We start from the raw sequence: 25,069 nt of genomic DNA on the forward strand, positions 1-25,069 counted from the left end.
TTCGGTGAGAGTGAACCCGATCGAGTACGACAGGCGGCGGCCAGGCTTGATGAACCAGGCAGAACTCGTGGGTGCCGCCGCTGGAGTCGGTGCGGATGAGCACCTCTCGCTGGCGGGGCCGGGGCAGCTGGGCCAGGGCCAGACGGGTGGCCTCGATGTGGTCGGCGGCGGTATTGGAGCCGGCGTTGTCCGGCCGCAGCAGGATGGCCAGCGGTCCGCCGGAACCGCCGGGGCCGCGCGCAGGGCCTTGAGCACTTTGACCTCGTCGCGGCGAGCCCGTCGATCAGGCGGGAGACGGTCGAGTCGGAGGCCACCTGACCGAACAGTTCGGGCTGGGCGTACACCCGGGCGATGTCGGCCAGGCAGTCCCCGCCGGAGGTGAGAGCGACGGCCAGGTCGGCCACGGTCTTGCTGGGATCGTGCACCGCGTGTTCAAGCCGCCGACGCTCCAGCTACGCCAACAGCACTCGGTCCAGCCCGGTGACGTGCAGGGTTTGAGCAGCAGCAGGCTGCGGCGTGGGGCAGCAACCCGGTGCCGTCTGCAGAGGCGATGATCGTGCGGTGGGGGGCGATGGTCTTCACGTGCAAAGTGCTTCTCGATCTGGCGTGGACAGGACCTTGGAAAGCCCCGCCCTCCCTGCCAGAAGCACATTTCTCATGCAGTAGATCCGCCCACGTGAAACCCACCGCGAAAGCCCGATGTTAGGTATACCGAGGTTCGCGGCATATCAAGCCCAGCGGGCTGCAACTGAGACGTGACGCCGCGGCGGATTTCCACCCACCAGACCAGGCTTGGGGCTCAGGCGCGGTTAACAGCCCGCGAGGTGGACATCGGACAAACGATCCTGTCGGTCATCGTCGTCCAAGGTCCGGTACCGATCAAGCGCAACAGGCTGATCAAGCTGGACGGCACACTCACCAGCACGAACCTGGCCGCACGCCACGCTGAGGTGTCGACACGCACCCCAGCGTCGTATGCGCTGCCCAGGCCTGAGCACGGTGAAGCCGCGAACGGAGCAGCGTGCCCGCGCGCCAGCGTCACCCCTTGGCGAGGGCGGCATGGTTGGTGCAGCCTATTCTCCATAAGACTCGATCCCCGAGACGGAGACCACGCTCGAGTCTCTGACCGAAGAATGAGTGGCGTAGCGGCAGGGCCCGCAGAATACAGGTTCGGCGCCACGCCCCCGTAGATCGAGTACGGTCACTCACTCCCACCCGACGAGTGGAGCGCGTCGATGAAGAAGAACACGGAATATGTGGAGATCGACTACTCTGAGCTGCCGCAGGAGCCTGACTACTCGTTCCCGCACACCTGGGGGCAGCACTCTGTGTGGCAAGGCCTCGTTCGCTTCGGCCAAGATGCGAACCTGCTCAATGTAGGACTGCAATGGAGGCTTCCCGAGGGAGTCACGATGCCCGCGATTTTGAGCGCATTGGCCAACCTCATACGCGCGCATGCAACACTTCGTACTGTTTTCCAGGAGACCCCCGAGGGCCCTGTACAGAAAGTGACCCGGCCAACCAAAATGCCTGTCGAAATAGTGGACATCGCAGGCGAGCGGCGCGAGTCAGTATACGGTGAGGCACAGAAGAGCCTCGCAAGGGTATTCGACCACGCGCATGGGGCCCAATTCGCCTTCACGGTCTTCACCGATCGCGGTGTGCCACGATTCGTGTTTCCCAGCATATCCCACCTCGCGGTCGACCGCCAAGGGCTTAAGGTTTTGGAGACGACGTTCCTGAAGTTCGTCAACGGCCAATACGTCTCGCCCGACGAGACGTATTGGCAACCATTCGATCAGGTACAGCTGGAGAAGACACGCCTTGCGAGGTCCAAGGGCCAGCGCGCCTGCGACCAGTGGAGTAAGGCACTTCAGCGAACCGGCCCACATCTGTGGGGCGCTCCGCGGCTGAAAGGTGAGGACGTCCCGATCATTCACGCCAAGATGACTTCGCACCGAGCAGCGAAGGCCCTGCCGGCCGCAGTGTCACGTCATAAGGCAACCGCGGGAAGCGTGCTGCTCGCGGCGGTTTCGGCGGCTGTCGCCGCCGTCACCGGGCATGACGGTCACGCGGCCGTGGAGATCGTCTTCGCCAACCGGTACCTCCGCCGAGCCGGCGACTATGCCGGCCCCTTGGCTCAGGGCGGCGTCATCGCGGCACCGTGCTCCTCGGCGGGAACACTCACGGAGATGGTTCAGAGCATCAAAGCCGATATGCCACGGGCCTACCTGAGTGCCTACTGGCCGCCCTATTCCCTGCAGGCCTCCCTGCGCGATTGCGGATTCGACGACATACATGACCGGGTCACCAGTTTTCTCTTCAACAACTTCATCACGGAGGCGCGGGTTTTCGAGTCGCACGATCGACCGGTCATGGAGGACACGGTTTTCGAATGGTTGCCGAGCTGGAGTTACATGCCGAGTCACTGCTCTTTCCGGATCGGCTACGACGAAGAAGGGCGCATCTTCGTCACGGCCCGTGTGAATTCCCGGCTGCTCAGCCGGAGCATGTTGACGAGACTGCTGTCAGGGGTGGAGTCCGCACTTCAGGCAATGGCAGAAGGAAAATCAGCCCGTGCTGGAGACCTGGTCTCGGACTGACCGGCGCCTTCGCTTCGGCGATCGCAGAAGTGCGGCGGTACGGGTCTCGGCGGAAGAAGGGAGGTTTCGATGACGCATGCGGACGCTGAGGTCACATGGGCGGTGGCGAAGCTGCTCCGGGTACCGGATCGATGGCGTGATTTCCAGATCAATCATCACCGGGTCACCAAGGGTTACCGGATCGGGGCCGCCCTCTTGGAGAAACTCCTGGACCTGGGCTTACCACACCGCTCCGTTGCGGGCGAGCGCATGTTCGACTCCCTGGATCTCCAGAACGTCAGTCTCGATCTGCGGTTACCCAGTTTCGTGTGGATGGGAATGCGCTCGTGGGCACGAATGCTTGAGGAGATGGATCGGCTCGGGCGGCTGGTCATGTCGGTGCGCATTACCGCTCGATGCCCTGAGCCCGGCCACCCAGGTCAATGCAAATTCGCCTTCGACACGCGGAAGCTGGCAGATTTCGCGGTCGGTTCCCTGACTGAACACAATGCCCAGAGTTATTCTGTGCAGGCGTCCGTGGGCGGCACTCCATTGTGCCTGGGGTCAGTCTTCGAACCACTCGTCAAGGCAGCAGGAGAGATGACTTATCACATCCTTCCGGAGCCCCTGGGCTCTGACTTGACCTTTTTCGCCGACTCCGGGCTCGCCGACTGCCACTTGGGGAGCCTCCATCTCGCCACGGTCGCCCGGCAGCATGAGATCCCGCTGCGGTCCGCCACCGGCTATTACATCGCACGCCCCTACCCCGTGCGGCACGCTTGGGTGGAGCTAGAAGTGAACGGGGAACGGCATGCCGCTGACCCCTTCTTTCTGCGAACGCTCAGCGGGTGGGGCATCATCTCGCCGGACCGGTGGCCGGCGGACCGGTGCCTCGACGGATTGCTGTGGAAGCTCGACAGCGCCGAACAGCTGATCAGTCACCGAGGTTCTCCGGCAGAGACCTCCATAATGATCAGTTCCGCCCCCCTCTCGGTGAAGCCCTGAGTGTTCAGGAACCCCTGGACCGCGAGATACGCCCAGCGACGGAGCGTCGCTCAGAGCACCTGTCCTCGTTTGAGAAGGAGTCCTTATGCGTGAGGCATCGGCATCCGTCCGGATCGAACTGGAGTCTCTTCTCGGTCACGAGATCGCCAGTCCCTCTCCCGATGTGCGGCTGTTCGAAGACCTCGCCCTGGATTCGACCAGCCTCCTCGAGCTGCTGATGAACCTGGAGGACAATGTGGGAATCGAGGTCGATCCCGATGAGATCAGTGCCGAGGTGTTCGCCACCATCGGTTCACTGACCGATTATGTTGAGAAGTGCCTGGCCAGGAAGACGGCCTAGTCGATGCGTCGGCACGACTCAGGTCGGCGAGACGTCATGGCGGCTCATGCCTGCGAGACGTGTGGCTACGAAGGGGGCCTGGCCGAAGGGCTGAGGACGGCGTTGGCCGGGTCGAGGCCGGGCAGTTGTGCGGCGGTCCCCGCCGACCAGGCCGTGGGTGAGGTGGTGCACCATCGGCTGGCCGCCGCCGAAGGGATCGTCTTTCTCCGCGACACATCTCCCGGCTCACCTGACCAGCAGCTCGGCTCCCGGCTGGCCGCCGCCCGGCTGGGCGCGACAAGGCGGGCTCTCGACGCGGTCGTCCACCGTCTGGGCAACCGACAGTCCTCTGGTGAACCACTCCTGCGGCGCCAGCTCGTGACCGGCAGCGTCGCCGACACTGTTGCCGGCATCGAGCTCGCCCGAGCCATGCTGAATGCGCCGCATGAAGCCCACGATCTGATCACGGAGCTCGATGAAGGGATCATCATGCTCTTCGGTGGCGCCGGCTACATCACCGATCAGCCTACCCGCGCCCTCTATGTCTCCGCCATGATCGCGAATGTCTGGGGAGCGACTCAGTGATCGTTCTGGACCGACGTCTGCAGGCGTGGCGCATGGTCTGCGCCGAGACCGCGGCCGAGTTACGCGATCTCGCATCACCGATCGACCGGGACCCTTACGACATGAACCCTCACCTCGAGAGGGAGGTCTTCTCCCGAATCCGGCAGTGGAGCACGCCTTGCCCGTATGGTGAGCCTTTCCGCATCGGCTCCTGGACCTTCCGGGCGGACTCGGCGCTCGAGTGGGTCATAGCCGTAACCGAGCTGTCGCGCGGCGACGCGAGCAGCCTGCTCGCGTGCCCGATGCCTGACGTTGCCGGACTCATCGTCGATCTGCTGGGCACCGAAGAGCAGCGGCACCTCTTCTACTCGCGGATCGCCGACGGAAGGACCTGGACGTTCTTCGCGATGAGCGAGCCGGACCTCGGCAGCAACGCCACCTCGATGGAGACACGCATCAAAGACGGACAGCTGTACGGGGTCAAACGGTACATCGGCAACGGCGCCCGCGGTCGAATCGGCGTAGTTTTCGGAAGAACGGGCCCGCATCTGCTGTCCGTCAGAGCCACGCTTGTAGATGTACCGGCACCAGGCTGGACGGCGGAATCCCTGGACATGATCGGTCTGCGTGGCGCGTGCCTGGCCGAGATCCGGCTCGGAGGAGTGCCCGTCATCGATCTGCTGGGCGAGCATCTGACCGCCACTCGCCGAGGGCTCTGGGCTGCGATCAAGGTCTTTCACAATATGCGGATACAGGTGGCCGCGATGGCGATGGGAACCTCCGCGGGCATCCTCGACCACGTACGAGCTCATCGTCCGCAAGCCCCTGGCCTGTCGCACGTGCAGGCTGCCAATGAGGCTTGCCAGGACCTCGTCTGGCAAGCCGCCGCAGGCTTGGATGCCGGCACAGAGCGGGGACACCGTTCCTCGGTCGTGAAACTGCTCGCGACACGGCAGGCCATGAGAACCGCCCGATGGGCGGCGAAGGCTCTCGGGCCGGCGTCATTGCTGGAGCATCCGCTGCTGGAGAAATGGACCAGGGACGTGGCCGGGTTCGAGTTCATGGACGGCACCAGCAACATCCAGCGGCTGCATATCGCACGCACCTTTCTGAACGGACGGATGCCTGGAGGTATGTCATGAGAATAGGCGTCGACCTTCTTCACATCTCGCGGTTCAATCGCATCGCGGAGCGCCCGCGTTTCCGTCGGATGCTGTTCTCCGCGAAGGAGCTCCAGGCAGCTCGGCACATGCGTCAGCCCCGGCTCGGCGAATACCTCGCCGGCCGCTTCTGTGGCAAGGAGGCCGTCGCCAAAGTGCTGGGCCGTGGATTCGGCCAGGGCCTGGAATGGCGCGACATAGAGATCCTTGCCGACGACTGGGGTGCCCCTGCCGTTTTCCTCCACAGTGGGGCCGCCCGCATCGCAGCGGCCGCAGGTGTCGGCGCGATCAACCTTTCGCTCACCCACCAGAATGATCTCGTCATCTGCGTCGCCGCCGTATGCTGCCGGTGAAGGGTACGACTCCAAGAGGGAGTCGTCGCCCGAGCACGACGCGTGGTACCCCCGCTGACCGGCCGCTACAGCCCGACGTCCGGTCCACGCCTGCCGCTTGAACGGCAGCAGCGCGGCCACCGAACGCCCCGCCTCCGGCAAGGACTCGCACGCCCGCGAGTCTTTCATCTGGTGCTGCTCCGGCCTTGGCAGCCGCTATCGCGGCGTTTAGGATCGCCCACGGCAACCACCCCGTCGTGTTTATTCACACCGCTCCGAGTGCGCGACGAGGGAAGCCGAAAAGGAGGCGACCGAAACCTGCGCGAAAAGATGGCCATATTTCGGACGAGCGTGTATTCGGTTCGCAGCATTCTGTGACAATTCATCGAGAATATAGAACACTTGACATTGCGGATTGCCATACATATGGTTTGGACTCGTTCGATCTGACGTGACCGTCAAGCCGAAGGAGCAGTGTGAAGGTTCTCGGGGTGCACGATGGCCATTCTGCGTCCGCGTGCATAATCGACGACGGCCAGCTCGTCGCCGCTATCCAGGAAGAGCGATTAACTCGGGAAAAGAATCGCGGAGGAGCTCCCAGAACGGCAGTTCATCGCATTCTCGAACTAACCGGGACGTCGCTGCAGGAAATCGATCAAGTCGCGTTCAGCACGATTGAGTTCCGCAATCCAGGCTTGCACACCACGGCCGACGTCATGACGGTCTTCAATCGCACATTCACCGCCCCGGCCGAACAACTGGCCCTCGAGTCACGAGGCGGCGCGGTGGAGCAGCAGCGCCGGAGAACGAAGTTTCTACGGGACGCGGGATATCCCGAGGAACGGATCCAGTTCATCGACCACCACACCTGCCATGCGGCAACCGCTTACTTCGCCAGGGGGACGTTCGACCGGGAGGTCCTCGTCCTCACAAGTGACGGCCACGGAGACGACCTGTGCGCGTCGGTCTCAGTCGGCAGCAACGGCAAGCTGACGCGCTTGGCCTCCGTCCACCGGGACAACTCGATCGCAGCCATCTATGGCTACGTGACATACTTGCTCGGTTTTGTACCACTTGAGCATGAGTACAAGCTCATGGGAATGGCGCCTTATGCGGAGAAAGCACAGGCGGCAAGCGAGATCTGCGCCCTCTTCGAGTCCATGTTCGAGATGGACCCCGCCGAACCACTGATCTGGAAGCGGCGATCGGGCACGCCGCCGGTCACCGAGATGGCTCCGATACTCCTCGACCTGCTGCGCTTCCGTCGCTTCGACGCGGTGACGGCCGGCCTGCAGATGTTCGCGGAGCGCGTCACCACACAATGGGTGACGAACGTCATTCGTTCGCTGGGCATAACAGATCTGGCCTTCGGCGGCGGCCTCTTCATGAACGTCAAGATCAACCAGCACATCGCCGCGTTGCCCGAGGTCACCTCGGCCTTCTTCTGCCCTTCCGGAGGGGACGAGAGCAACTCGCTCGGCGCGGCTTGGGTCGCGGGGGATATCGCGCCTTCCCCCACGGATGCCGGACGCCGTCCGCTTCCCGGCCTGTATCTGGGGTCCGAGCACACCAACGCCGACATGGCGGCGGCGGTCGACCAGCACACCTTCCTCAAGAACGTACGCGTGCGCGAGGTCGACGACATCGAGGCCCAGTGCGCCGCCCTGCTCGCGGACAAGAACATCGTCGCGCGCTTCGCCGGCCGCATGGAATTCGGCGCGCGGGCATTGGGCAACCGCTCCATCCTGGCCAACCCCAGCGACCCGGATGCCACCCTGATCATCAATCAGATGGTGAAGAAGCGGGACTTCTGGATGCCTTTCGCACCCACCGTTCTGCGGGAGAGAGCACACGACTACCTCACCGACTGGCGGGAGTTCGGCGGCGAGTACATGGCTCAGGCATTCTCCTTGAACGAGGACAAGTTTGACGAATTGAGAGCCGCCGTGCACCCGCAGGACCACACGTGCAGGCCACAGATCCTCTCGGCAGAGGCGAATCCCCGCTACCACCGTCTCATCAAGCTGTTCGAGGAGCGCACGGGAATCGGCGCCGTTCTGAACACCTCCTTCAACCTGCACGGCTATCCGATCGTGGAGTCACCGGCCCAGGCGTTGCGGGTCTTCGACCTGTCGGGCCTGCGTTACCTGGCCCTGGGCAACCTCCTGATCGAGCAGGTCGACGCACCGGCCTCATGAGGCGCGGTGCCTTCCCAGCAACCAGTCCGCTGTCGCGAGGATCGCCTCGTCCTCACGCTCCCGGGTGTCGAAACCGTGCTCCGCACCGACGACGGTCCGAAACTCACAGGCGGCGCGCCCTCGGGACGCGGCCCTCGCGACCTCGTAGGAAACATAGCTGTCCTGATCGCCGTGGACGATGAGGGTAGGAACCGAACTGCTCAGCAGCTCGTCGAGCGGGCGGCGAAGCGCGAATTCCGTCCACAGCGCACGTCCGATCGCGAATCTCCCGTCGATCAGCAACGTGCCGTCCACGAGCATGCGTCGCCGCTGCTGAGGGCCGAAGTTGGCCCGTCCCCACGGCAGCTGTGGCTCGAGAAACGTGTGGCGAAGATCCAGGACCGGACACCAGAGCACCAGCCCGGCCAGCCGGTCTTCGAGATCGGGCAACGAGAGTGTCGCGCTCACCGCGCCGAAGCTGGTCGCGACGAGCGACAAGGGCAGATCTCCCAGGGATCTCACGTAGGCGAGCGCCGCCCGCAAATCCAGTATCTCTCCCGCGATCGTCACGTCCGCCGGCATTCCGCCGCTCCTGCCATGCCCGCGAAAGGAGAACCTCAGCATCGCGTAGCCTGCCGCCACGAGAATGTCCGCCAGCCGGGGGAACTTGCCTCGTGCTTCCATGTCTCCCGTTATGCCGTGCAAGGCGACGACCATTCCCCTGGGTTCACCGGCCGGCTCGTGCAACACCGCGTCCAGCAGAACGCCGTCCTCCGCGACCAGTTCGACCTGCCGCATACCAGACCTCTTTCCATGGAGCACCACGTGAGCGGGAATTTACCTGGAACGACTCAACACACTACTGAGAATCTCGTATTCGAGAAGCTCCAGATCTCGTACTACTTCGACATCAAGCACCTGCCGTTCGCCGATCTCTTCGAGAGTTGCACTTCCGTGCTGGACATCAAGCAGGCGATGACGGACTGGCTGGGTGACCGCGGGCGGCGCGACATTCGCGGCGCCGTGCACTCTGCCGCGCATGTGGAGGGCGACGTCATTGTGCAGCGCGGTGCCGTTGTCGAGGCCGGTTCCTACATCGAAGGGCCGGCGCTCATCTGCGCCGGCGCCGTCGTCCGATCGCATGCCTATATCCGGGACAATGTCATCATCGGACCGCGCTGCAAAATCGGTCATTGCACGGAAGTGACCCGGTCAATAATCATGTCCGAATCACAGGCGACGCACATGGTGTTCATCGGCGATTCGGTGGTCGGCAGCCACGTGAACATCGGCAGCTCATGCGTCACCACGAACCTCAGAGTCGACCGGCCGGTCCAGGAACCCGCGGTGGACGAGATATCGGTGAACGTCGACGGGCACCCGGTGCCGACCGGCTACACGAAATTCGGTGCGGTGATCGGTGACCACGCGCAGCTGCCCGCGCTGATCTCGACGTCGCCGGGCACGCTGATCGGGCCACGCACAGTGATCTACCCCAGGAACCAGATCGGCGGCGTTCTGCCCGCCGACTCGAGAATCAGGTGAGCGCCATGAACCAACTCCTGGTGAGCGGCGGCCGGCCGCTGCACGGCCGATGCCTGGTGCAGGGGTCCAAGAACATCGCCCTGCACCTCTACGCGGCATCACTCCTCATACCCGACGTGGTCGAGCTTTCCAACGCCCCGGACATCATCGACACGCACGTCTGCGCGGAGCTGTTGCGGAGCCTGGGCGCGGACGCCGACTACGCCGACCAGACATTAAGGACGAAGGCCGCGGGGAAGATCAGCTCGGTGATCCCGGCCGAGCTCGGCGGCCGAATCCGCCCGACCGCCTGCTTCGGCGCGGCCGTGCTCGTCCGTGCTGGGCGGGTGGCGTTCCCCCTTCCGGGAGGTGACGCGTTCTGCGACCGTCCCATCGATCGGCACCTGGCGGTGATGGCCTCGGCCGGCGCCGACATCACGCTCCACAGCGGACGGGTGGAGGCCACGCTGCCCGCGGGGCGCCCCGGGGCGTTCTCCGCCTCGTTGAACACCGCCTTTGGACCCAGTCTGGGAGCCACTGTCACCGCCCTCTTCCTCGCGGTGACGGCGAGCGGAACGTCTGTGCTGACGGACGCGAGCATTGAGCCCGAGGTGATGCACACGATCGATTTCCTCAACAGGGCCGGGGCCGACATCAGTGTCCAGCCTGATGGACGCATCGAGATCCAGGGCGTGGACGGCCTGCGCGGCTCGGACTACATGGTCCCCGTCGATCGGTTGGAGGCCGGTACGCTGGTGATGGCCACGGTCGCCACCAGCGGCCGCACTACGCTTGACGGCGCCCGGCTCACGGATTTTCCGTCGGCCTTCCATGACGCCGTCGATGCCGTCGGCATCGAGATGTCGGACGTTCCGGGAGGGGTGGCCGTCGCCCGGAGGCATGATCTCAGGGCCATCGACTTCGCCACCGCCCCGCATCCGGGATTCCCCACCGACCTGCAGCCTCAGATGACGGCGTTGCTCACGCTGGCGGACGGGCTGAGCACCATCACGGAGGCGGTCTATCCGAAACGCGCCACCCATGTCGCCGGCCTTCGTGAATTCGGCGCCGATATTAGCGAGAATGGCAAGACGCTGAGGGTGCGCGGCCCACGCGCACTAACGGGCACCCACGCGACCGGAGTGGACATCCGTTGTGTCACGGCTTTACTGTTGGCTGCTCTGACCGCCACAGGAACTTCCCGCATATCGGGCATCTTTCACCTGAATCGCGGCTATAGTTCTCTCGTCCCGAAGTTGGCGAATCTCGGGGCGAACATCTCTTTCTCTGACCTCTAGCGGAGAGATTCAACTGATGACAGGAAAGTGGCTGGACCTGGCGGCCGAGTCCGTGTCCTCCTGGCTTGACGAATTGGTCGCGAGTGGCGGTGCACCCGGTGCCGTCGCCATCGTGGGCACGGTCGACCAAACGCGAGTGCTGACACACGGGGTGATCGCGCCAGGCTTGGTCGACCTCCCTCCGCTCGAGACCGTGCTGTTCGATATCGCCTCCCTCACGAAAATCGTCGCCACCTGGGTCGGAGTCGGTCAGGCCGTGGCTGCGGGCGACCTCGACCTCGACGCACCGGTCGGTGAATATTTTGGCGAAGAGTCCCTGCCCGGATCGGTCGTGACCACTCGGCAGCTCCTTTCGCACACCAGCGGCCTCATGGCGGCCACCCGGTTCGACCGTTACGTCGGCTCGGGACGCGATCTCGTGGAGCTGATCCTCTCCGAACCGCTGGACACGCCGCCGGGCATTTCATACCGATACATCAACAGAGGTTTCGTGCTGCTGGGGCTGCTCCTCGAGAGACTCTACAAACGCCCGCTCGATCAGCTGATGTCCGAGCGGGTCTGGCAGCCCTGGTCGATGAACGACACGAGCTTCGGGCCTCTTACGGCCTCGTGCTCCGTCGCCCCGACGGAGACCAGGCTCGCAGGCACCCGTCCTGTTTGGGGTGTCGTGCACGATGAGAACGCCGCGCAGATGGGAGGGGTCGCGGGCCATGCCGGAGTCTTTACCACGGCACGCGACCTGGCCACGTTTTGCCGACGTGTCATCACCGACGACTGGGGGGACACAGGTTTCGCCCGCTACGTCGAGCAGAGCGTCCAGGTCCATGCCGGCGCCGGTGAACATCGCGGCCTGGCCTGGCTGCTGTCGGACGACGGCCGCACCATGTACCACCACGGCTTCACAGGAAGCAGCGTGTTCGTCTTCAAGGAGAAGTCGGCGTATGTCACGGTGCTGTCCAATGCGGTGTACAACTCGAGAGACCGACGGGGCCTCGCGGGCCTACGGCACAACATCAGGGGGCTGGCGGAACGATGAGTGGACCGTCCACCACCGCCGGCGTGCCCTTAGGACCACTCACCACCTTCGGTGTCGGCGGTCCGTGCGACCGGCTGTCGGAGATCCGTACACCGGACGACCTCATCGACCACGCCATGACCAGCTCCGGCCCTCCCCCGCTGATCCTGGGCGAAGGCAGCAACGTCGTCGTCGCCGATCAAGGCTACCCGCATGCGGTCCTGCTCATGAGGACCCGAGGGCTGGTGGCCTCCGTCATCGACGACTCCGCGGTCGACGTCACCGTCGCGGCCGGCGAGCCGTTCTCCCACCTGATCGACTTCGTGGTGTCAGAAGGGTTCTCCGGCCTGGAGTGCCTCGCGGGCATCCCCGGCACCGTGGGCGCGCTCCCCATCCAGAACGTGGGAGCGTACGGCCAGGAGGTCGCGCAAACCATCACCAGGGTCGAGGTCTGGGACTGGGCCAGGCGGGGGCGCCGGCAGCTCACCCCGGCCGAGTGCCTCTTCGGGTACCGGTCAAGCCTATTCAAGGAAAACCCGGATCGCCACACCGTGATGTCGGTGTCCTTCCGGCTGAGCCGCGGCTGCCTGAGCGCACCGATCACCTACGATCAGGTGGCCGTCCAACTGGGGACCGGCCTCGGCGCTCGAGTGCCGATCTCGGAACTCGTACCGGCCATCCTGGCGATCCGGCGTCGCAAAGGGATGGTGGTGGACCCGGCAGATCCCGAAAGCAGGTCCGCGGGCTCCTTCTTCCTCAACCCCCTCCTCGCGGCAGCGACCTGGGCGGAGGTGAAACGGCGAGTGGCCGCGTTGACCGGCCACGAACCTCCTGTGCTCTCCGGGAGCGACGGTCTCGTCCGCACCAGTGCGGGATGGCTGATGGAAAAGGCCGGGTTCCAGCGCGGCCAGCGTTTCCGTTCGGCCCGCATCTCCCGTAAGCACACACTCGCCCTCGTCGCGGACGACGGCACGACCGCCGCGGACATCGCCTTCGCCGCCAGGACCATCGTCCAGCGAGTCCACGAACTCTTCGGCGTGACGCTGACGCCGGAGCCGCGCTTCATCGGCGTCATAGACACGTAGGGAGAACGCATGGAGAGCACCGCAACGCCGATCACGCTCCCGCTGCCCCTCGATCAGATCACTGGTCTGATCTTCGACCTCGACGGTACCCTGGTCGACACCAGGTCGATCAACCGCGCGGCACTCGACATGATCCTCGCAGCGCACGACATCGATCTGACGGGGGTTCCTCGTCCTCCTCAGGGGACCGCGTTCACCGACTGGGTCAGATTACTCACGGACCACGGGCGGCTGCCGAGCGGCATGTCCCCCGAGCGGTTCAAGAAACTCGGCGAGCGGGCGGTCATCGAGCAGGCTGCGCTGGCGCCCGTGATCGAGCCGGTCGCGGCGCTGGCGCGATGGGCGCACGGACTGGAGCCGCGCTTACCCGCGGCCGTGGCCACCGGGAGCAGCCAGCCGGTGGCAGGCGCGTTGCTGACCGGCGGCGGGCTGGCCGGGTTGTTCGACGCGGTCATCACCCGAGAGCATGTCACGCACGGCAAACCGGCGCCCGATCTCTTCCTCGCCGCGGCTGACCGACTCGCTGTGCCTCCCCACGCCTGTGTCGTGCTGGAAGACACCGATCTCGGCTTCGAGGCGGCGCGGCGCGCGGGCATGGTAGCGGTGGACATACGTCCCTATCGTGAACTTTCCTGCGGTCCTGTTACATGACGACACCCGCCCTCAAGACTCCGCCCCGGTCCAGCAGGCGCGGCTGGCTCATGTGGGGCCTCGCGTCGCTAATCTACGCCACCGCGATGTTCCACCGCACCAGCCTTACCGTGGCCGTGGACCTGGCCGAGCAGAGGTTCCAGATCGGCCCCGGTGCCTTGTCATTGCTGGCGGTCTACCAATTGCTCGCCTACGCCATCCTGCAGTTGCCGGCAGGACTGGCCGCCGACCGGCTCGGACCCCGGAAAACGCTCTTGGTGGCCATGGTGCTCATCGGTGGCGGCCAGATCGGGTTCTCGCTCGCCACTGCCTACCCGCTGGCCTTGCTCGCCAGGGGGATCCTCGGCGTGGGAGACGCGCTCACGTTCATGGGCGGCCTTCGCCTCATCACCGCGTGGAACGCCTCGAACCGGGTGGCTCTGCAGGTCCAGCTGATGTCAGTGATCGGGATGGCCGGCAGCTTGATCAGCACGATCCCCCTGTCGTTCGCGCTAACCACGATAGGTTGGACCCCGACCTTTCTCAGCACGGGCGCGACGACGATCTGTCTTGCCGTCGTGGTACTCCTCACGGTGAAGAGTGATCCCCCCACCCCTCGATCCCCGTCGGTTCTGCCCGGGCTCTTCCGCGATCTGCGGAGCGTGTGGCTCGTGCCCGGCACCCGTTTGGGGATGTGGATGGTCATCGCGTCTGCCTTCTCCTTCGTCTCCTTCTCGACATTGTGGGGATATCCGTATTTGACCCGGGCTCAGGGACTGGGCGCCGACTCCGCGAGCCGACTGCTCACCGTGCTGATCCTGACCAATATGATCACTGGACCGCTGTTCGGCCTGCTCGCGTCACGGCGTCCCGAGCTGCGGACCCGATTGAGCGGACTTGTGATCACGCTGGTGTGCTTCATGTGGGTGGTGCTTCTGCTCTGGCCCGGCCGAGCGCCCAGCGCCGCGGTTGTGGCCCTGGTCCTGGTACTCGGTCTGTGCGGCCCCGCGACCATGCTCGGCGTGGACGTCGCCCGCACCTCCAATGACGCCACGCAGGTGGCGACCGCGGCCGCAATGGTCAATCTCGGCGGCTATGTCGCCGCCCTGCTCACGATCCTCTCCGTCGGCTGGCTACTGGACCTCGGCCAGCGGAACGGTCTCTCAGTCGGTGCGGCCTTCGCCCTGGCCTTCGGCTCACAACTCGTGCTCTTCCTCTTCGCCGGCCTTCAGATCTTTTATTGGGTCCGCAAGGTGCGCGCCCAGACGTGACGAACCAAGGGGGCAGGAAATGGCCAATTCTTTCTACCTTGACAATCCCTATCCGATGCACGGCAACCACGGTGGATTGTATGAGAAGGAGCTTCGACACTTCTTCGATTCATTTTCACCACGCCGCATCCTCGACGCCGGCTGCGGCACCGGCGCCATGACCTGCCAACTGGCGATGCACTTCCCCGAGGCGTCGGTGCTCGCCGTCGACCGCTCGACCGCCTCCATCGAGCTGGCCCGGCAGAGGCACGGTGGCCTGCCGAACGTCACTTTCGAAGTGCTCGATCTCGAGACCGAGGTGCCCGGCGGCGGCGACATCTTCGATTTCGTCTTCTGCCAGGGCGTCCTGCACCACATGAACGATCCCGCGGCGGCCCTCAGAAAGATCTACGCGGCGACGAGCCAGAATATGGCCGGATACGTCTGGCTCTATTCGGGGCACGGTCGCGTCGAGATCGCCCAGATTCGAGAACTCCTTGCCATTTTCGGCGCCGAGAACCGTCCCGTGGAGGATCTGCTCGCCATACTGGAGACCGTGCGCCCCGCCTATTCGAACCTGTACGCCGCGGAAGAAAGGGATCTCCTGGACTGGGCCGGCGACGACCCGGACTGGACCCGGGCCGACGAGCGGAAGGCCCGATACATGGATCGCTACGTCAATCCGATCGCCGACCATTACTCGGTCCGGGACGCCGCCGAACTGCTGCGCAGCACCGGCTTCACGATAACCGCCGTACCGACGCTGGAAGCCGTCGAACTGGAACCCGCCATGGCCCAGTTGATCGCGTCGTCCGTGGCTGACCCCCTCGACAGGTACGCCGCCATGGAACTCGTCATCCGGCCATGGGGCATTGGCTACCTGGTGCGCAAGGAACAGGGTTAGCCAGGACGAGCGATGGGCACGACAGGCAACTGGAAACCAGGCTCCACCGTTCTGTACCGCTATGGACGGAACGGAAGGGCGCGTTTCGTTAACGCGGGAATCCTCATCGAGGACTCACCCGACGGACTCGTACTGTGGATCCCGCCCGGCTCCCCCATGATCCGCTCCTGTCCCCAGCAGGGTGGCGAGCTACGAGACATCTCCATTGAAGAACGCTTCACAGTGCCTACAGTCCAACGACTTGGCACCTGGCGCGGGCCCGGCGCAATCCGTTTCGTGCCAACCGATCGGGAATGGTCAATTTCCTGGTTCTTCACTGAAGACGGGCAGTTCTCCCGCTGGTACGGAAACCTCGAGGCGCCGCAGATCCGATGGGAGACACCCGGCCCTAGCCCCGTCTACGGGATCGACACCGCCGACCGAATCCTGGACGTTCTCGTTCACCCCGATCTGTCATCCACTTGGAAGGACGAGGACGAGCTGCGCGCCGTGGTCGAGCAAGGCCTGTTCAGCGCGGCGCAAGCGCAGCGGATCCGACTACATGCCCAGGAACTCACACGCATGGCCTGCCAGGGCCTTCCGCCCTTCGACGGCCGATGGACCGACTACAAACCCGACCCCTCCTGGCAGACGCCCAGCCTCCCGTCCTTGTGGGACCTCCCTCATCACTACACCGCAAGCCTCTGACCTCGATACGTGTCAGATGGGGACTGCAAGAACAACGGCTCTGGCCCACTTTCGGTGGTGACGGTACGTGGCTAGCCGAGCAGGATGCGGTGGCGAAGGAGAACGAACCCGGCGCGGCCGTACATCTGCCGTTTGAGGAGCTTGGTCTTGGTGTTGACGCCTTCGGTACCGCCGTTGTGGAACGGCAGGCTGAGCGCGGCGTCCACGGCGGCGCGGTCGTTGGCCAGGCCGCGGGTAAAGGCATGCACGTGCGGCAGGTCGACTTGTCGTGCGAGCTCTATCCAGACGGCCAGCAGCCGGTCGTTACCGTCCTTCGGGTCGAGGAGGGCGGCGAAGTCCCGGATGAGGCCGCTCAGCATGGTCATCTCACCGCAGGCGCCGATGGCGGCATCGAGCCGTTCCCGCTGGGCGTCGGTCAGTGTGCCTGGTTCACTGAGGAGCAGGCCTGCCAGTCGCTTCGGCGAGATCGCGAGCTGGTCGCACTCGACTCTGCCTTGGTTGATGTACCGGTACAGCAGGTTCTGGCTGCCGGTATAGCCGAGCTCCTTGATCTCGGCGAGCAACTGCTGAACCGAGACGGCGGGCTCTTCGGCGCGGCGGCGGCGCAGGTGATCACGGAACGGGTCGACGAGCGTAGGCCGGTACTTCGGGACCCGGACGAGCCGCTCGGGCTCAGCGATGCGGGCATACCGCTTGACGGTGTTCAACGCCAGACCGAGACGGCGGGCACATTCCAGCAGCCCAACGCCCTGGTCGAGCAGAGCATGGACCTGCCGCCACCGATCGCGAGTGGTGGCGGCCCGCACCCCCTCTCTTGGCGGCGGGCCGCTCTTGCCCCAGCAGACCGAGTGCGCGGCGACCTCCTTCACCACGGCTTCAGCCAGGTTGTGCCAGATATGCCAGCGATCACCGACCTGCACCGCTTCAGGCAGAGCGCGACGGATCGCCTCGGCGTAAGCGCCGCTGCTGTCCCGGCACACCACCCGCACGCCGGGATGGGCGCGCAGCCACGCCTCCAAGGTGTCGGCCTGACGGTCGGCGAGCACATCGAGCCGCTCCCGCGTCACCGCGTTGATGATCACCGTGGCGTAGCGGTGCCGCTTACGGAGCGCGAAGTCATCCACCCCGATCACCTCCGGCGTTGGACGGACTGGCAGTGGCAGGCGTAGCAAAGACCGGATCGCGCTCTGCCGCGAGATCCCGACTCCCAGCACGTCCAGCAACCGAGACCCCGCCCGCCCGGCCAACTCCCGCACCACCGCCCCCGCCTGCGCGCTCAAGGCGATCGTGCGGCGCTGATACGGCTCGGCCAAACCGGGCAACAGCTCCCGGAACGTCTGCCGCTCACACCCGACCGTCGCGCACCTCAACCGCCGAAACCGCAGTCGCACGAGCACTCGCTGCCCGCCCAACGGCAGGTCCGCCAGCTGCCGATCCACATAGCCATGCACCCGTCCGGCTGCCCCGCAGCCGGGACACGCCACCGGCGCCCCCTCGGACGTGACATGCACAACGATCGCCCCGGCCCCGGGCCGGACGCTGCCGACGACCAAGCCGGCCAATTGCGGGAACACCAGCTCCGCAAGATCCTTTGCGTCACACCGGCGTCACGCTGACACAGCACGGCGAGATAGCCATGTACCGACACGAGCTATCACGTTCCGTCACCACCGAAAGTGGGCCAGAGCCAGAACAACGGTGTAACTCCTGATCATGGAGGACACCCCTGATGAGTACTGTGATCCAGGCATCGATAGAGATCGACCTGGAGGACGCCGCGGTGGCGCGCAAGAAGCCGGACAACTCGACGGACCGGGAGCTGGTGGCCAGGCTGGTCGACCAGGCGCGAGCCGAAGGAGTGGAGCTGGTGGGCGAGAACGGGCTGCTGGGCCGGCTGACCAAGCTGGTGCTGGAGTCCGCGCTGGAAGGCGAGATCACCGACCATCTCGGGCACGACAAGCACGAACGCTCCGGCAACGAGACGGGTAACACCCGCAACGGCAGCCGGTCCAAGACCGTGCTCACCGACGTCGGCCCGGTAGAGATCACCGTGCCGCGGGATCGGGATGGCAGCTTCGAGCCGAAGATCGTGCGCAAGCGGCAGCGACGCCTGTCCGGCGTCGATGAGATGGTCATCTCGCTGGCCGCCAAAGGCCTGACCACCGGCGAGATCTCGGCGCATCTGGCCGAGGTGTACGGCGCCGAAGTGTCCAGGCAGACCATCTCCACCATCACCGACAAGGTGCTGGATGGGATGGCTGAATGGCAGAACCGGCCCCTCGACCTCGTCTACCCGGTGATCTTCATCGATGCCATTCACGTCAAGCTGCGTGACGGCCAGGTCGCCAACCGCCCCATCTACGTGGCGATGGCCGTCACCGTCGATGGCGAGCGCGACATCCTTGGTTTGTGGGCCGGCGACGGCGGCGAGGGCGCGAAGTTCTGGCTGCACGTGCTCACTGAGATCAAGAACCGCGGCGTCGGCGATGCGCTGATGGTGGTCTGTGACGGCCTCAAGGGACTGCCGCAGGCTATTGAGCAGGTCTGGCCCCAGGCTGTCGTGCAGACCTGCGTGGTGCACCTGCTGCGCGCGTCGTTCCGATACGCCGCCCGCCAGCACTGGGACGCCATCGCCAAGGCGCTCAAGCCGGTCCACACCGCGCCGACCGAGGCGGCCGCGCTGGAGCGGTTCTTGGAGTTCGCCGAGACGTGGGGCGGCAAGTATCCGGCGATCGTGAAGTTGTGGGAGGACGCCTGGGCCGAGTTCGTGCCCTTCCTCAACTTCGATACCGAGATCCGCCGGGTGATCTGCTCGACCAACGCCATCGAGTCGGTCAACGCCCGCATCCGGCGGACGGTCAAGGCTCGCGGCCACTTCCCGAACGAGCAGGCCGCACTCAAGTGCGTCTACATGGCGATCATGAGCCTGGACCCGACCGGCAAGGGCCGCAAACGCTGGATCACCCGCTGGAAAGCCGCGCTGAACGCCTTCGCCATCACCTTCGAAGGCCGCCTGACCCCGACCACCCGATAACTAGTCAAGATCGAGATACACCGTTATCTAGTGCTGTGACCGGAAACGATCACCGGGTTGACGTCGAGAACGGCCCTGCCGGTTGGATGGGCTGATCAGTTCATCGACTGTCGGGAGGCCAGGTGACGCAACCGGTCAAGGCGCGCAGGCTCACAGATCAGGAAGGGCAGAAGCTTCAGCGGATCGTGCGGCGCGGCACGATGAACACGGTCCGGTACCGGCGGGCGATGATCCTGCTGACCTCGGCCGGCGGCAACACCGTGCAGGTCATCGCGCGTCTGGTGCAGGCCGATGAGGACACGGTCCGCGATGTGATTCACCGCTTCAACCAGATCGGACTGGCCTGCCTGGACCCTCACTGGGCGGGAGGCCGTCCCCGCCTGCTCAGTCCTGACGACGAAGACTTCGTCGCGCAGACGGCCACCACCCGCCTGGCCAAGCTCGGCCGGCCCTTCACCCGCTGGTCCATCCGCAAGCTGCTTGACTACCTGCGCCGTCTGCCCGACCGCGTCATCGCCATCGGACGGGAGGCATTACGCACCCTGCTCGCCTGCCGCGGAATCACCTTCCAGCGCACCAAGACCTGGAAGGAATCCCCGGATCCGGACTTCGACTCCAAGCTGGAGGAGATCGAGTACGCCCTGACCGCCCTGCCTGAGCGCACCTTCGCCTTCGACGAATTCGGGCCGCTCGGCATCCGTCCCACTGCCGGTTCCGGCTGGGCCCCTGCCGGTGAGCCGGACAGGCTACCGGCCACCTACCGCCGCACCCAGGGCGTGAGGTACTTCCACGGCTGCTACTCGGTCGGTGATGACCTGCTGTGGGGGCGTCAACCGGCCCCATAAAGGCACCGACCACACCTGGGCGGCCCTGAAGTCCGTTCGGGCAGCCCGCCCGGACGGCGCCCCGATCTACGTCATCCTGGACAACCTGTCGGCCCACAAGAACTGGCGCATCCGCGCATAGGCCAACAAGAACAAGGGTCAAGCTGCTGTTCACGCCGACGTACGCGTCCTGGGCCAATCCGATCGAGGCGCATTTCGGGCCGTTGCGTCAGTTCACCCTGGCCAACTTTGACCACCCCAACCACACCGTCCAGACCTGGGCCCTGCACTCCTACCTGCGATGGCGCAACACCCACGCCCGCCACCCCGACGTGCTGGCCGCCCAACGCCGTGAACGCGCCCGCATTCGCAGCGAGAAGGGCATCCGCTGGGGCGGACGCCCCCTGGCAGCCACTACCTGAACCCTCACCCAACCCGGCGATCGTTTCCGGTCAAAGCACTAGACAGACCCTAAGGCCGGCTGTGAATCGGAGCGGCCAAGGAGGTCCAATAACTAACGTGCAATCCCGGAAGACGAACCGAACGGACGTCTCCGCCGGGGCGATGGGCGAGGTGAACAGCCGCCTCGCCACCCTTGCGCTGCACCTGGTCAGTCACTTCGGCTGCCCATTGACCGAGTATCAGTCGCCGCACTTCCTCCGGTACGGCAAAGGCCACTTCTTCGGTCCGCACGAAGACACCGGCCCCGAGCGGGACCTGCCGGACAAGATACGTCTTCGCCGAGTCTCCGCGCCGTAGTCTTCCCCCACGCGCACGACGACTATGAGAGTGATGTCCTGAGATTTCTGGACCCGCAGATCGAAACCAGGGCGAGGCAGGACTTCTTGTCGCGTTCCCCGCCGTGCGGCGCCACGAGGTAACTGCCGTCCCCGCGGACACTGCTACTTGTTGAACAGCTGGTTCGCGGCGGGCGAGAGCCTATAGGCTGTCTGAACTCGTACGTCCACGACATGTGAGCGGCAGGACTTTCGGCATCCGCTGGAGCGGCGCAGCGGAGTCCTGCACAGCGACCACATGCGTCGGGGATCTCCGCCTGCACTGTCTTCGCCAAAGTGACCAACCACCCCATCGCCGGCGTCAGAAACAGGAGGCCCTGTGGCCAGACTGCTCGTTGCCAGCATTCTCCATGAGGACATCGTCGGAAATCCCGGCAAGACTCTTGCGCATAGTCGCAGGCAACGCCTGTTCTGGTTCGCCGAGGACGGCGACCTTCACGAAGAAATACGCGCAGCGGCCGCGGGCGACGGCATTGGGGAGATCGTCACGCTCTGGCCCGATCCGTCCGTGGCGGTGCCGGCGGAATTGCCGGGGACCGAGGATCGGCTGGCGGGGCACGAACTCTTCCACCGAGAGGGAGAGTTGCTCGCCAACAGCGAGGCGCTATTCCGTGCCCTTGCCGCCGCCGTCGGCATGTCCATCGCCCGAAATTCGGTTCACACGAACCCGTCCATCACTGACTCCGCGCTGCGACTGATCGCTGACGCGGTGTCGCTCATACTGAAGCAGGAATATCTTGCGTCCAACAGCGGCAACTACCTGCTGAGCCCGTATCAGGGGGTATATCGCCGGAAGGCGAGGGAGATGCTTGTCGTCATGGACGAAGACCACGTGCGCGAATATATTGCCAATCGGTGGGATGCTCATACTGCGAAGCGCAAGCCCCGGATCGTAGTCGAGGAACATCATCCCGACAGCGCCTCCGTATTCGCCGAGTTTTTCATCGGGGAGGACGATCCCGAACTGCGCGGGACCAGGGAAATGCTATGCGCCCCTTATTGCGCCGGTGCAATCACGCCTCTTCCGTTCCAATCGCCTGAACTCACCGACCGCATGATGGAGTACGGCTACGGCCTGGCGCGAACGGTCCGCTCCATCGGACATCGACGCTATTTCAGCTCCGACGCGATCGTGACTCCCGAACGACAATTCCTTCTCGCCGAGTGCAACAGACGCACCAGCGACTCTAGATATATCTACGAGATCACCGTAAGAAGATTATTGGCAGCCGGTACGAGCACGATCGGATCATTCTGGAGAGGACGACCTGGAAGGTTCCCTAGTTCGCGGAGACCCTTTGGGCAGCGGGGGACACCGACCTGGTATGCGACCAAGAGATGCAGGAGAGTGCCATTCTCACGACCGCCCTCGGGCCATACGTGGAAGACATCGCGTACTGCGTGGCAGCGCGCGCAACCTACCCGAAGCGACCCAGCTAGAGCAGCTGTTCGCGGCGATGAACTCCACGGCGTTCTGAGGCACCTTGCGTCACCGCGCCGGGCGCCAATCTCATGGGGCCTGAACTCCGGACGGTGGCGGACCATTCGTTCCCTTGCAGTGATTCGGGCGCGCCGTGTCGCCGTGGTCTTGAAGGAGCAAACCAACGTGGAAACAGGAACGGCGAGGTCACTGCCGGACGCCGTGGTCAGTCGCGCTCTGAGCACCGTCGTTGCGACGATTTCGTCCGACGCGCACACCTGGAATCTGATGTATCTCCAACTCTTGCTCGAGGAACGCGGTCACCAGGTGACGAACTTGGGACCCTGCACTCCTGTGGAGGAGATCATCGAAAACTGCTCGGCCGAGCATGCGAACTTGCTCGTCCTAAGCACTGTCAACGGTCACGGTGTCATAGAGGCGCCCTCCTGCATTCGCGCCATTCGACGGGTCCCTGAACTTGCCGGCCTCCAAGTGGTCATAGGCGGAAAATTGGGCGTGGCCGGGCCTCTCCCCCCCGAGCAGACACAGGAACTGCTCCGTCTTGGTTACGACGCGGTTTTCGACACCCCGGACTCCATCAACCGGTTAGACGAGTTCCTCCGCCGCTTCGAGAAGGCTCACCGCCACGCCCTCGCCACGCGAGAGTGACCATGGCCGACGTCCGCAATCTCTTCTCGCGAACGGTTCGCGATGCCAGCAGGTCCGGTCACCTCGTCGTGCAGCCGCGTATGGGCTTCTCCGACGTCGACAAGATGCGGGCGGGGCTGCAGGCCGTCGCGGCGCTGCCGTATACGGTCGGGACGATCACGCTCGACAGCTATACACGGACCAGGCAGTACGAGGCGGCGCACGATGCGGTGCGCAACGGCCGGTCGCTCAACGGGTATCCGCTTCTTGCACATGGTCCTGTCCGGACCTCCAGCCTGCTGGCATCGTTGCGTCCGGATTTCCCCGTGCAATTGCGGCATGGGTCTCCAACTCCTGTCCGCATCTTCGCGTCGATGCTCGAGGCCGGCATCCACGCGACGGAGGGCGGCCCCATCTCCTACTGCTTCCCTTACGGCCGGACTCCGCTGAACACGGCAGTCGCGGAATGGGCGCGAGCGAGTGAACTGCTCGCCTCGTGCCCGACGGAGGTGCATCTCGAATCATTCGCCGGCTGCATGCTCGGTCAGTTGTGCCCGCCGTCGCTGCTGGTGGCTCTGAACATTCTCGAAGGACTGTTCGCAACCTCTTATGGGATCCGTAGCCTTTCGTTGAGCTACGCACAGCAGATCAACCCCAGCCAGGACATCGCGGCCATCCGTGCGCTTCGCCGCCTCACGACGGCATTCCTGCCAGAGATGGATATCCACTTCGTGATCTACACCTACATGGGCGTTTTTCCACAAAGCGCCGATGGAGCTCGTCGGCTAATTAGCGACAGCGCCCACCTGGCGCGCCGAGCAGAAGCCGATCGGCTCGTTGTGAAGACCGTTTCTGAGGCTTTCAGAATACCTCTCGTCAATGACAACATAGCCGCACTCAAGCTTGCCGGCGAACAGCCGTCGGGGCCATACCCGATGCTGGATGACGGACTTGCCGAGGTGCTGGAGAAGGAGATACTTTGCGAAGCTACGGCGATGCTGGAAGCAGTCCTGGGGCTAGCTCCCACCGTCCCCTCGGCCATCTTGCGAGCCTTCAAGTCAGGGATCCTCGACATCCCTTTCTGCCTCCATCCCGACAATGCAAATCACGCTCGTACGGAAATATCCCATGATGGTCTTCTCAAGTGGGCCTATGCTGGCCGGATGCCGGTGACGTCGACACAAGTCCACGGGCGGCGCGTCCGCGCCACCGAATTGCAGGAGATGCTCGGCTTCATACGTCGCCGATACGACGATGCCCCTATCGCGGACTGGGCCGAGACTAAACCAATGAATTCGTGTGTGCGGGCAATGCCAGGCGCCGGATTGCGTGCACCAGGGACGTCGGGGCCGGACATTGTGCCACCCTACCCCAATGCCGTTTAGACAAATGTGATCACGGCTTTTGGGTGGCCAACCTCGATTCTTCACCACGAGGTGGACGGAAATCCGTGCCACCTCGACAACGCTGGGGCGGGGACTGTAAGACCAACGGCTCTGGCCCACTTTCGGTGGTTGCGGAGTGTGATGGTTCGTGTCGGTCCACGGCTGTCTCGGGGGGCTGTGTCAGCGTGACGCCGGTGTGACGTAAAGGATCTTGCGAGGCTGGTGTTCCCGCAACTGGCCGGCCTGGCCATCGGCAGTGTTCAGCTCAGAGCGGGGACGATCGTGGTGCATGTTGCCTCCACGGACGCGCCGGTGGTGTGTCCCGGCTGCGGGGCGGCCGGGCGGGTGCACGGCTATGTGGATCGGCAGTTGGCTGACCTTCCGGTTGGCGGGCAGCGAGTGCTGGTACGGCTGCGGTTCCGGCGACTG

Annotated in this window: 22 protein-coding genes and 1 pseudogene; 21 read left to right on the forward strand and 2 right to left on the reverse strand. The window is 64.6% G+C overall.

Annotated features, from left to right (window positions below):
* The first annotated feature begins 1,235 nt into the window (after positions 1-1,235).
* From ACIBK9_RS28900 to ACIBK9_RS28930, 7 genes are all read left to right on the forward strand, one after another.
* Positions 1,236-2,603, forward strand: a complete 1,368-nt coding sequence (locus ACIBK9_RS28900; protein ID WP_397162063.1) for a condensation domain-containing protein — start codon at positions 1,236-1,238, stop codon at positions 2,601-2,603.
* Positions 2,604-2,672: 69 nt separating this feature from the next.
* Complete coding sequence (locus ACIBK9_RS28905) at positions 2,673-3,587, forward strand: hypothetical protein (protein WP_397162064.1); 915 nt, start codon at positions 2,673-2,675, stop codon at positions 3,585-3,587.
* Positions 3,588-3,672: 85 nt separating this feature from the next.
* Positions 3,673-3,927 carry an acyl carrier protein gene (locus ACIBK9_RS28910; RefSeq protein ID WP_397162065.1) on the forward strand — a complete coding sequence of 85 codons (255 nt, stop codon included), beginning with the start codon at positions 3,673-3,675 and terminating at the stop codon, positions 3,925-3,927.
* 153 nt (positions 3,928-4,080) lie between these two features.
* Positions 4,081-4,491: an acyl-CoA dehydrogenase family protein gene (locus ACIBK9_RS28915; protein ID WP_397162066.1), complete on the forward strand. Its 411-nt coding sequence runs from the start codon at positions 4,081-4,083 to the stop codon at positions 4,489-4,491.
* Entirely contained in the window at positions 4,488-5,612 is a 1,125-nt protein-coding gene (locus ACIBK9_RS28920; RefSeq protein WP_397162067.1) for an acyl-CoA dehydrogenase family protein, read from the forward strand. Before ACIBK9_RS28915 ends, ACIBK9_RS28920 begins: the two co-directional genes overlap by 4 nt.
* On the forward strand, positions 5,609-5,983 hold the full coding sequence (gene acpS, locus ACIBK9_RS28925; RefSeq protein WP_397162068.1) for a holo-ACP synthase: 375 nt from the start codon (positions 5,609-5,611) through the stop codon (positions 5,981-5,983). The genes ACIBK9_RS28920 and acpS overlap by 4 nt, the downstream gene beginning before the upstream one ends.
* A gap of 455 nt (positions 5,984-6,438) precedes the next feature.
* The gene (locus tag ACIBK9_RS28930) at positions 6,439-8,160 is read left to right on the forward strand and encodes a carbamoyltransferase C-terminal domain-containing protein (protein ID WP_397162069.1); all 1,722 of its coding nucleotides are present in this window, start codon (positions 6,439-6,441) and stop codon (positions 8,158-8,160) included.
* Here ACIBK9_RS28930 and ACIBK9_RS28935 read toward each other — a convergent pair.
* Entirely contained in the window at positions 8,155-8,937 is a 783-nt protein-coding gene (locus ACIBK9_RS28935) for an alpha/beta hydrolase (protein ID WP_397162070.1), read from the reverse strand. The two genes, ACIBK9_RS28930 and ACIBK9_RS28935, sit on opposite strands and share 6 nt — an antisense overlap.
* A gap of 15 nt (positions 8,938-8,952) precedes the next feature.
* On the opposite strand from ACIBK9_RS28935, the gene ACIBK9_RS28940 reads away from it, so the two are divergent.
* From ACIBK9_RS28940 to ACIBK9_RS28975, 8 genes are read left to right on the forward strand one after another with little or no spacing between them, the layout of a single operon-like run.
* Positions 8,953-9,684 carry a hypothetical protein gene (locus ACIBK9_RS28940; RefSeq protein WP_397162071.1) on the forward strand — a complete coding sequence of 244 codons (732 nt, stop codon included), beginning with the start codon at positions 8,953-8,955 and terminating at the stop codon, positions 9,682-9,684.
* A gap of 5 nt (positions 9,685-9,689) precedes the next feature.
* A complete protein-coding gene (locus ACIBK9_RS28945; RefSeq protein WP_397162072.1) occupies positions 9,690-10,961 on the forward strand; it encodes a UDP-N-acetylglucosamine 1-carboxyvinyltransferase in 1,272 nt (423 codons plus the stop codon).
* 16 nt (positions 10,962-10,977) lie between these two features.
* The gene (locus ACIBK9_RS28950; RefSeq protein WP_397162073.1) at positions 10,978-11,997 is read left to right on the forward strand and encodes a serine hydrolase domain-containing protein; all 1,020 of its coding nucleotides are present in this window, start codon (positions 10,978-10,980) and stop codon (positions 11,995-11,997) included.
* Positions 11,994-13,061 (forward strand): UDP-N-acetylmuramate dehydrogenase, encoded by a 1,068-nt coding sequence (locus ACIBK9_RS28955; protein WP_397162074.1) that lies wholly within the window; start codon positions 11,994-11,996, stop codon positions 13,059-13,061. Before ACIBK9_RS28950 ends, ACIBK9_RS28955 begins: the two co-directional genes overlap by 4 nt.
* A gap of 9 nt (positions 13,062-13,070) precedes the next feature.
* Positions 13,071-13,712, forward strand: coding sequence for an HAD family hydrolase (locus tag ACIBK9_RS28960; RefSeq protein WP_397162075.1), 642 nt, complete (start codon positions 13,071-13,073; stop codon positions 13,710-13,712).
* Positions 13,713-13,762: 50 nt separating this feature from the next.
* A complete protein-coding gene (locus tag ACIBK9_RS28965) occupies positions 13,763-14,962 on the forward strand; it encodes a nitrate/nitrite transporter (protein WP_397162090.1) in 1,200 nt (399 codons plus the stop codon).
* 19 nt (positions 14,963-14,981) lie between these two features.
* Positions 14,982-15,845, forward strand: a complete 864-nt coding sequence (locus tag ACIBK9_RS28970) for a class I SAM-dependent methyltransferase (protein WP_397162076.1) — start codon at positions 14,982-14,984, stop codon at positions 15,843-15,845.
* A gap of 12 nt (positions 15,846-15,857) precedes the next feature.
* A complete protein-coding gene (locus tag ACIBK9_RS28975; RefSeq protein WP_397162077.1) occupies positions 15,858-16,532 on the forward strand; it encodes a DUF402 domain-containing protein in 675 nt (224 codons plus the stop codon).
* A 71-nt stretch (positions 16,533-16,603) separates the two neighbouring features.
* Here ACIBK9_RS28975 and ACIBK9_RS28980 read toward each other — a convergent pair whose 3' ends face one another.
* Positions 16,604-18,106: an ISL3 family transposase gene (locus ACIBK9_RS28980; protein ID WP_397162078.1), complete on the reverse strand. Its 1,503-nt coding sequence runs from the start codon at positions 18,104-18,106 to the stop codon at positions 16,604-16,606.
* Positions 18,107-18,261: 155 nt separating this feature from the next.
* Between ACIBK9_RS28980 and ACIBK9_RS28985 the strand changes: the two genes are divergently transcribed.
* The 6 genes and pseudogenes from ACIBK9_RS28985 to ACIBK9_RS29010 all read left to right on the forward strand — a co-directional run.
* Positions 18,262-19,566, forward strand: a complete 1,305-nt coding sequence (locus ACIBK9_RS28985; protein ID WP_397162079.1) for an IS256 family transposase — start codon at positions 18,262-18,264, stop codon at positions 19,564-19,566.
* A 122-nt stretch (positions 19,567-19,688) separates the two neighbouring features.
* Positions 19,689-20,812 (forward strand): annotated as a pseudogene (locus ACIBK9_RS28990) (IS630 family transposase).
* Positions 20,813-20,909: 97 nt separating this feature from the next.
* Positions 20,910-21,149 carry a hypothetical protein gene (locus ACIBK9_RS28995; protein ID WP_397162080.1) on the forward strand — a complete coding sequence of 80 codons (240 nt, stop codon included), beginning with the start codon at positions 20,910-20,912 and terminating at the stop codon, positions 21,147-21,149.
* Positions 21,150-21,506: 357 nt separating this feature from the next.
* Positions 21,507-23,276 (forward strand): cobalamin B12-binding domain-containing protein, encoded by a 1,770-nt coding sequence (locus ACIBK9_RS29000; protein WP_397162081.1) that lies wholly within the window; start codon positions 21,507-21,509, stop codon positions 23,274-23,276.
* A gap of 2 nt (positions 23,277-23,278) precedes the next feature.
* A complete protein-coding gene (locus ACIBK9_RS29005) occupies positions 23,279-24,640 on the forward strand; it encodes a methylaspartate mutase (RefSeq protein ID WP_397162082.1) in 1,362 nt (453 codons plus the stop codon).
* A gap of 222 nt (positions 24,641-24,862) precedes the next feature.
* Positions 24,863-25,069: transposase family protein (locus ACIBK9_RS29010; protein ID WP_397162083.1), on the forward strand; the 207-nt coding region annotated here is incomplete at its 3' end.

The sequence above is a fragment of the Nonomuraea sp. NPDC050227 genome (assembly GCF_044459705.1).
Lineage (GTDB): Bacteria > Actinomycetota > Actinomycetes > Streptosporangiales > Streptosporangiaceae > Nonomuraea.

Bases quoted from the DNA above. Each gene is read 5' to 3' on its own strand.
- ACIBK9_RS28900 (WP_397162063.1), top strand. From the start codon at position 1,236: ATGAAGAAGAACACGGAATATGTGGAGATCGACTACTCTGAGCTGCCG.
- ACIBK9_RS28905 (WP_397162064.1), top strand. From the start codon at position 2,673: ATGACGCATGCGGACGCTGAGGTCACATGGGCGGTGGCGAAGCTGCTC.
- ACIBK9_RS28910 (WP_397162065.1), top strand. From the start codon at position 3,673: ATGCGTGAGGCATCGGCATCCGTCCGGATCGAACTGGAGTCTCTTCTC.
- acpS (WP_397162068.1), top strand. From the start codon at position 5,609: ATGAGAATAGGCGTCGACCTTCTTCACATCTCGCGGTTCAATCGCATC.
- ACIBK9_RS28935 (WP_397162070.1), bottom strand. From the start codon at position 8,937: ATGCGGCAGGTCGAACTGGTCGCGGAGGACGGCGTTCTGCTGGACGCG.
- ACIBK9_RS28940 (WP_397162071.1), top strand. From the start codon at position 8,953: ATGGAGCACCACGTGAGCGGGAATTTACCTGGAACGACTCAACACACT.
- ACIBK9_RS28945 (WP_397162072.1), top strand. From the start codon at position 9,690: ATGAACCAACTCCTGGTGAGCGGCGGCCGGCCGCTGCACGGCCGATGC.
- ACIBK9_RS28950 (WP_397162073.1), top strand. From the start codon at position 10,978: ATGACAGGAAAGTGGCTGGACCTGGCGGCCGAGTCCGTGTCCTCCTGG.
- ACIBK9_RS28955 (WP_397162074.1), top strand. From the start codon at position 11,994: ATGAGTGGACCGTCCACCACCGCCGGCGTGCCCTTAGGACCACTCACC.
- ACIBK9_RS28960 (WP_397162075.1), top strand. From the start codon at position 13,071: ATGGAGAGCACCGCAACGCCGATCACGCTCCCGCTGCCCCTCGATCAG.
- ACIBK9_RS28965 (WP_397162090.1), top strand. From the start codon at position 13,763: ATGTGGGGCCTCGCGTCGCTAATCTACGCCACCGCGATGTTCCACCGC.
- ACIBK9_RS28970 (WP_397162076.1), top strand. From the start codon at position 14,982: ATGGCCAATTCTTTCTACCTTGACAATCCCTATCCGATGCACGGCAAC.
- ACIBK9_RS28975 (WP_397162077.1), top strand. From the start codon at position 15,858: ATGGGCACGACAGGCAACTGGAAACCAGGCTCCACCGTTCTGTACCGC.
- ACIBK9_RS28985 (WP_397162079.1), top strand. From the start codon at position 18,262: ATGAGTACTGTGATCCAGGCATCGATAGAGATCGACCTGGAGGACGCC.
- ACIBK9_RS29005 (WP_397162082.1), top strand. From the start codon at position 23,279: ATGGCCGACGTCCGCAATCTCTTCTCGCGAACGGTTCGCGATGCCAGC.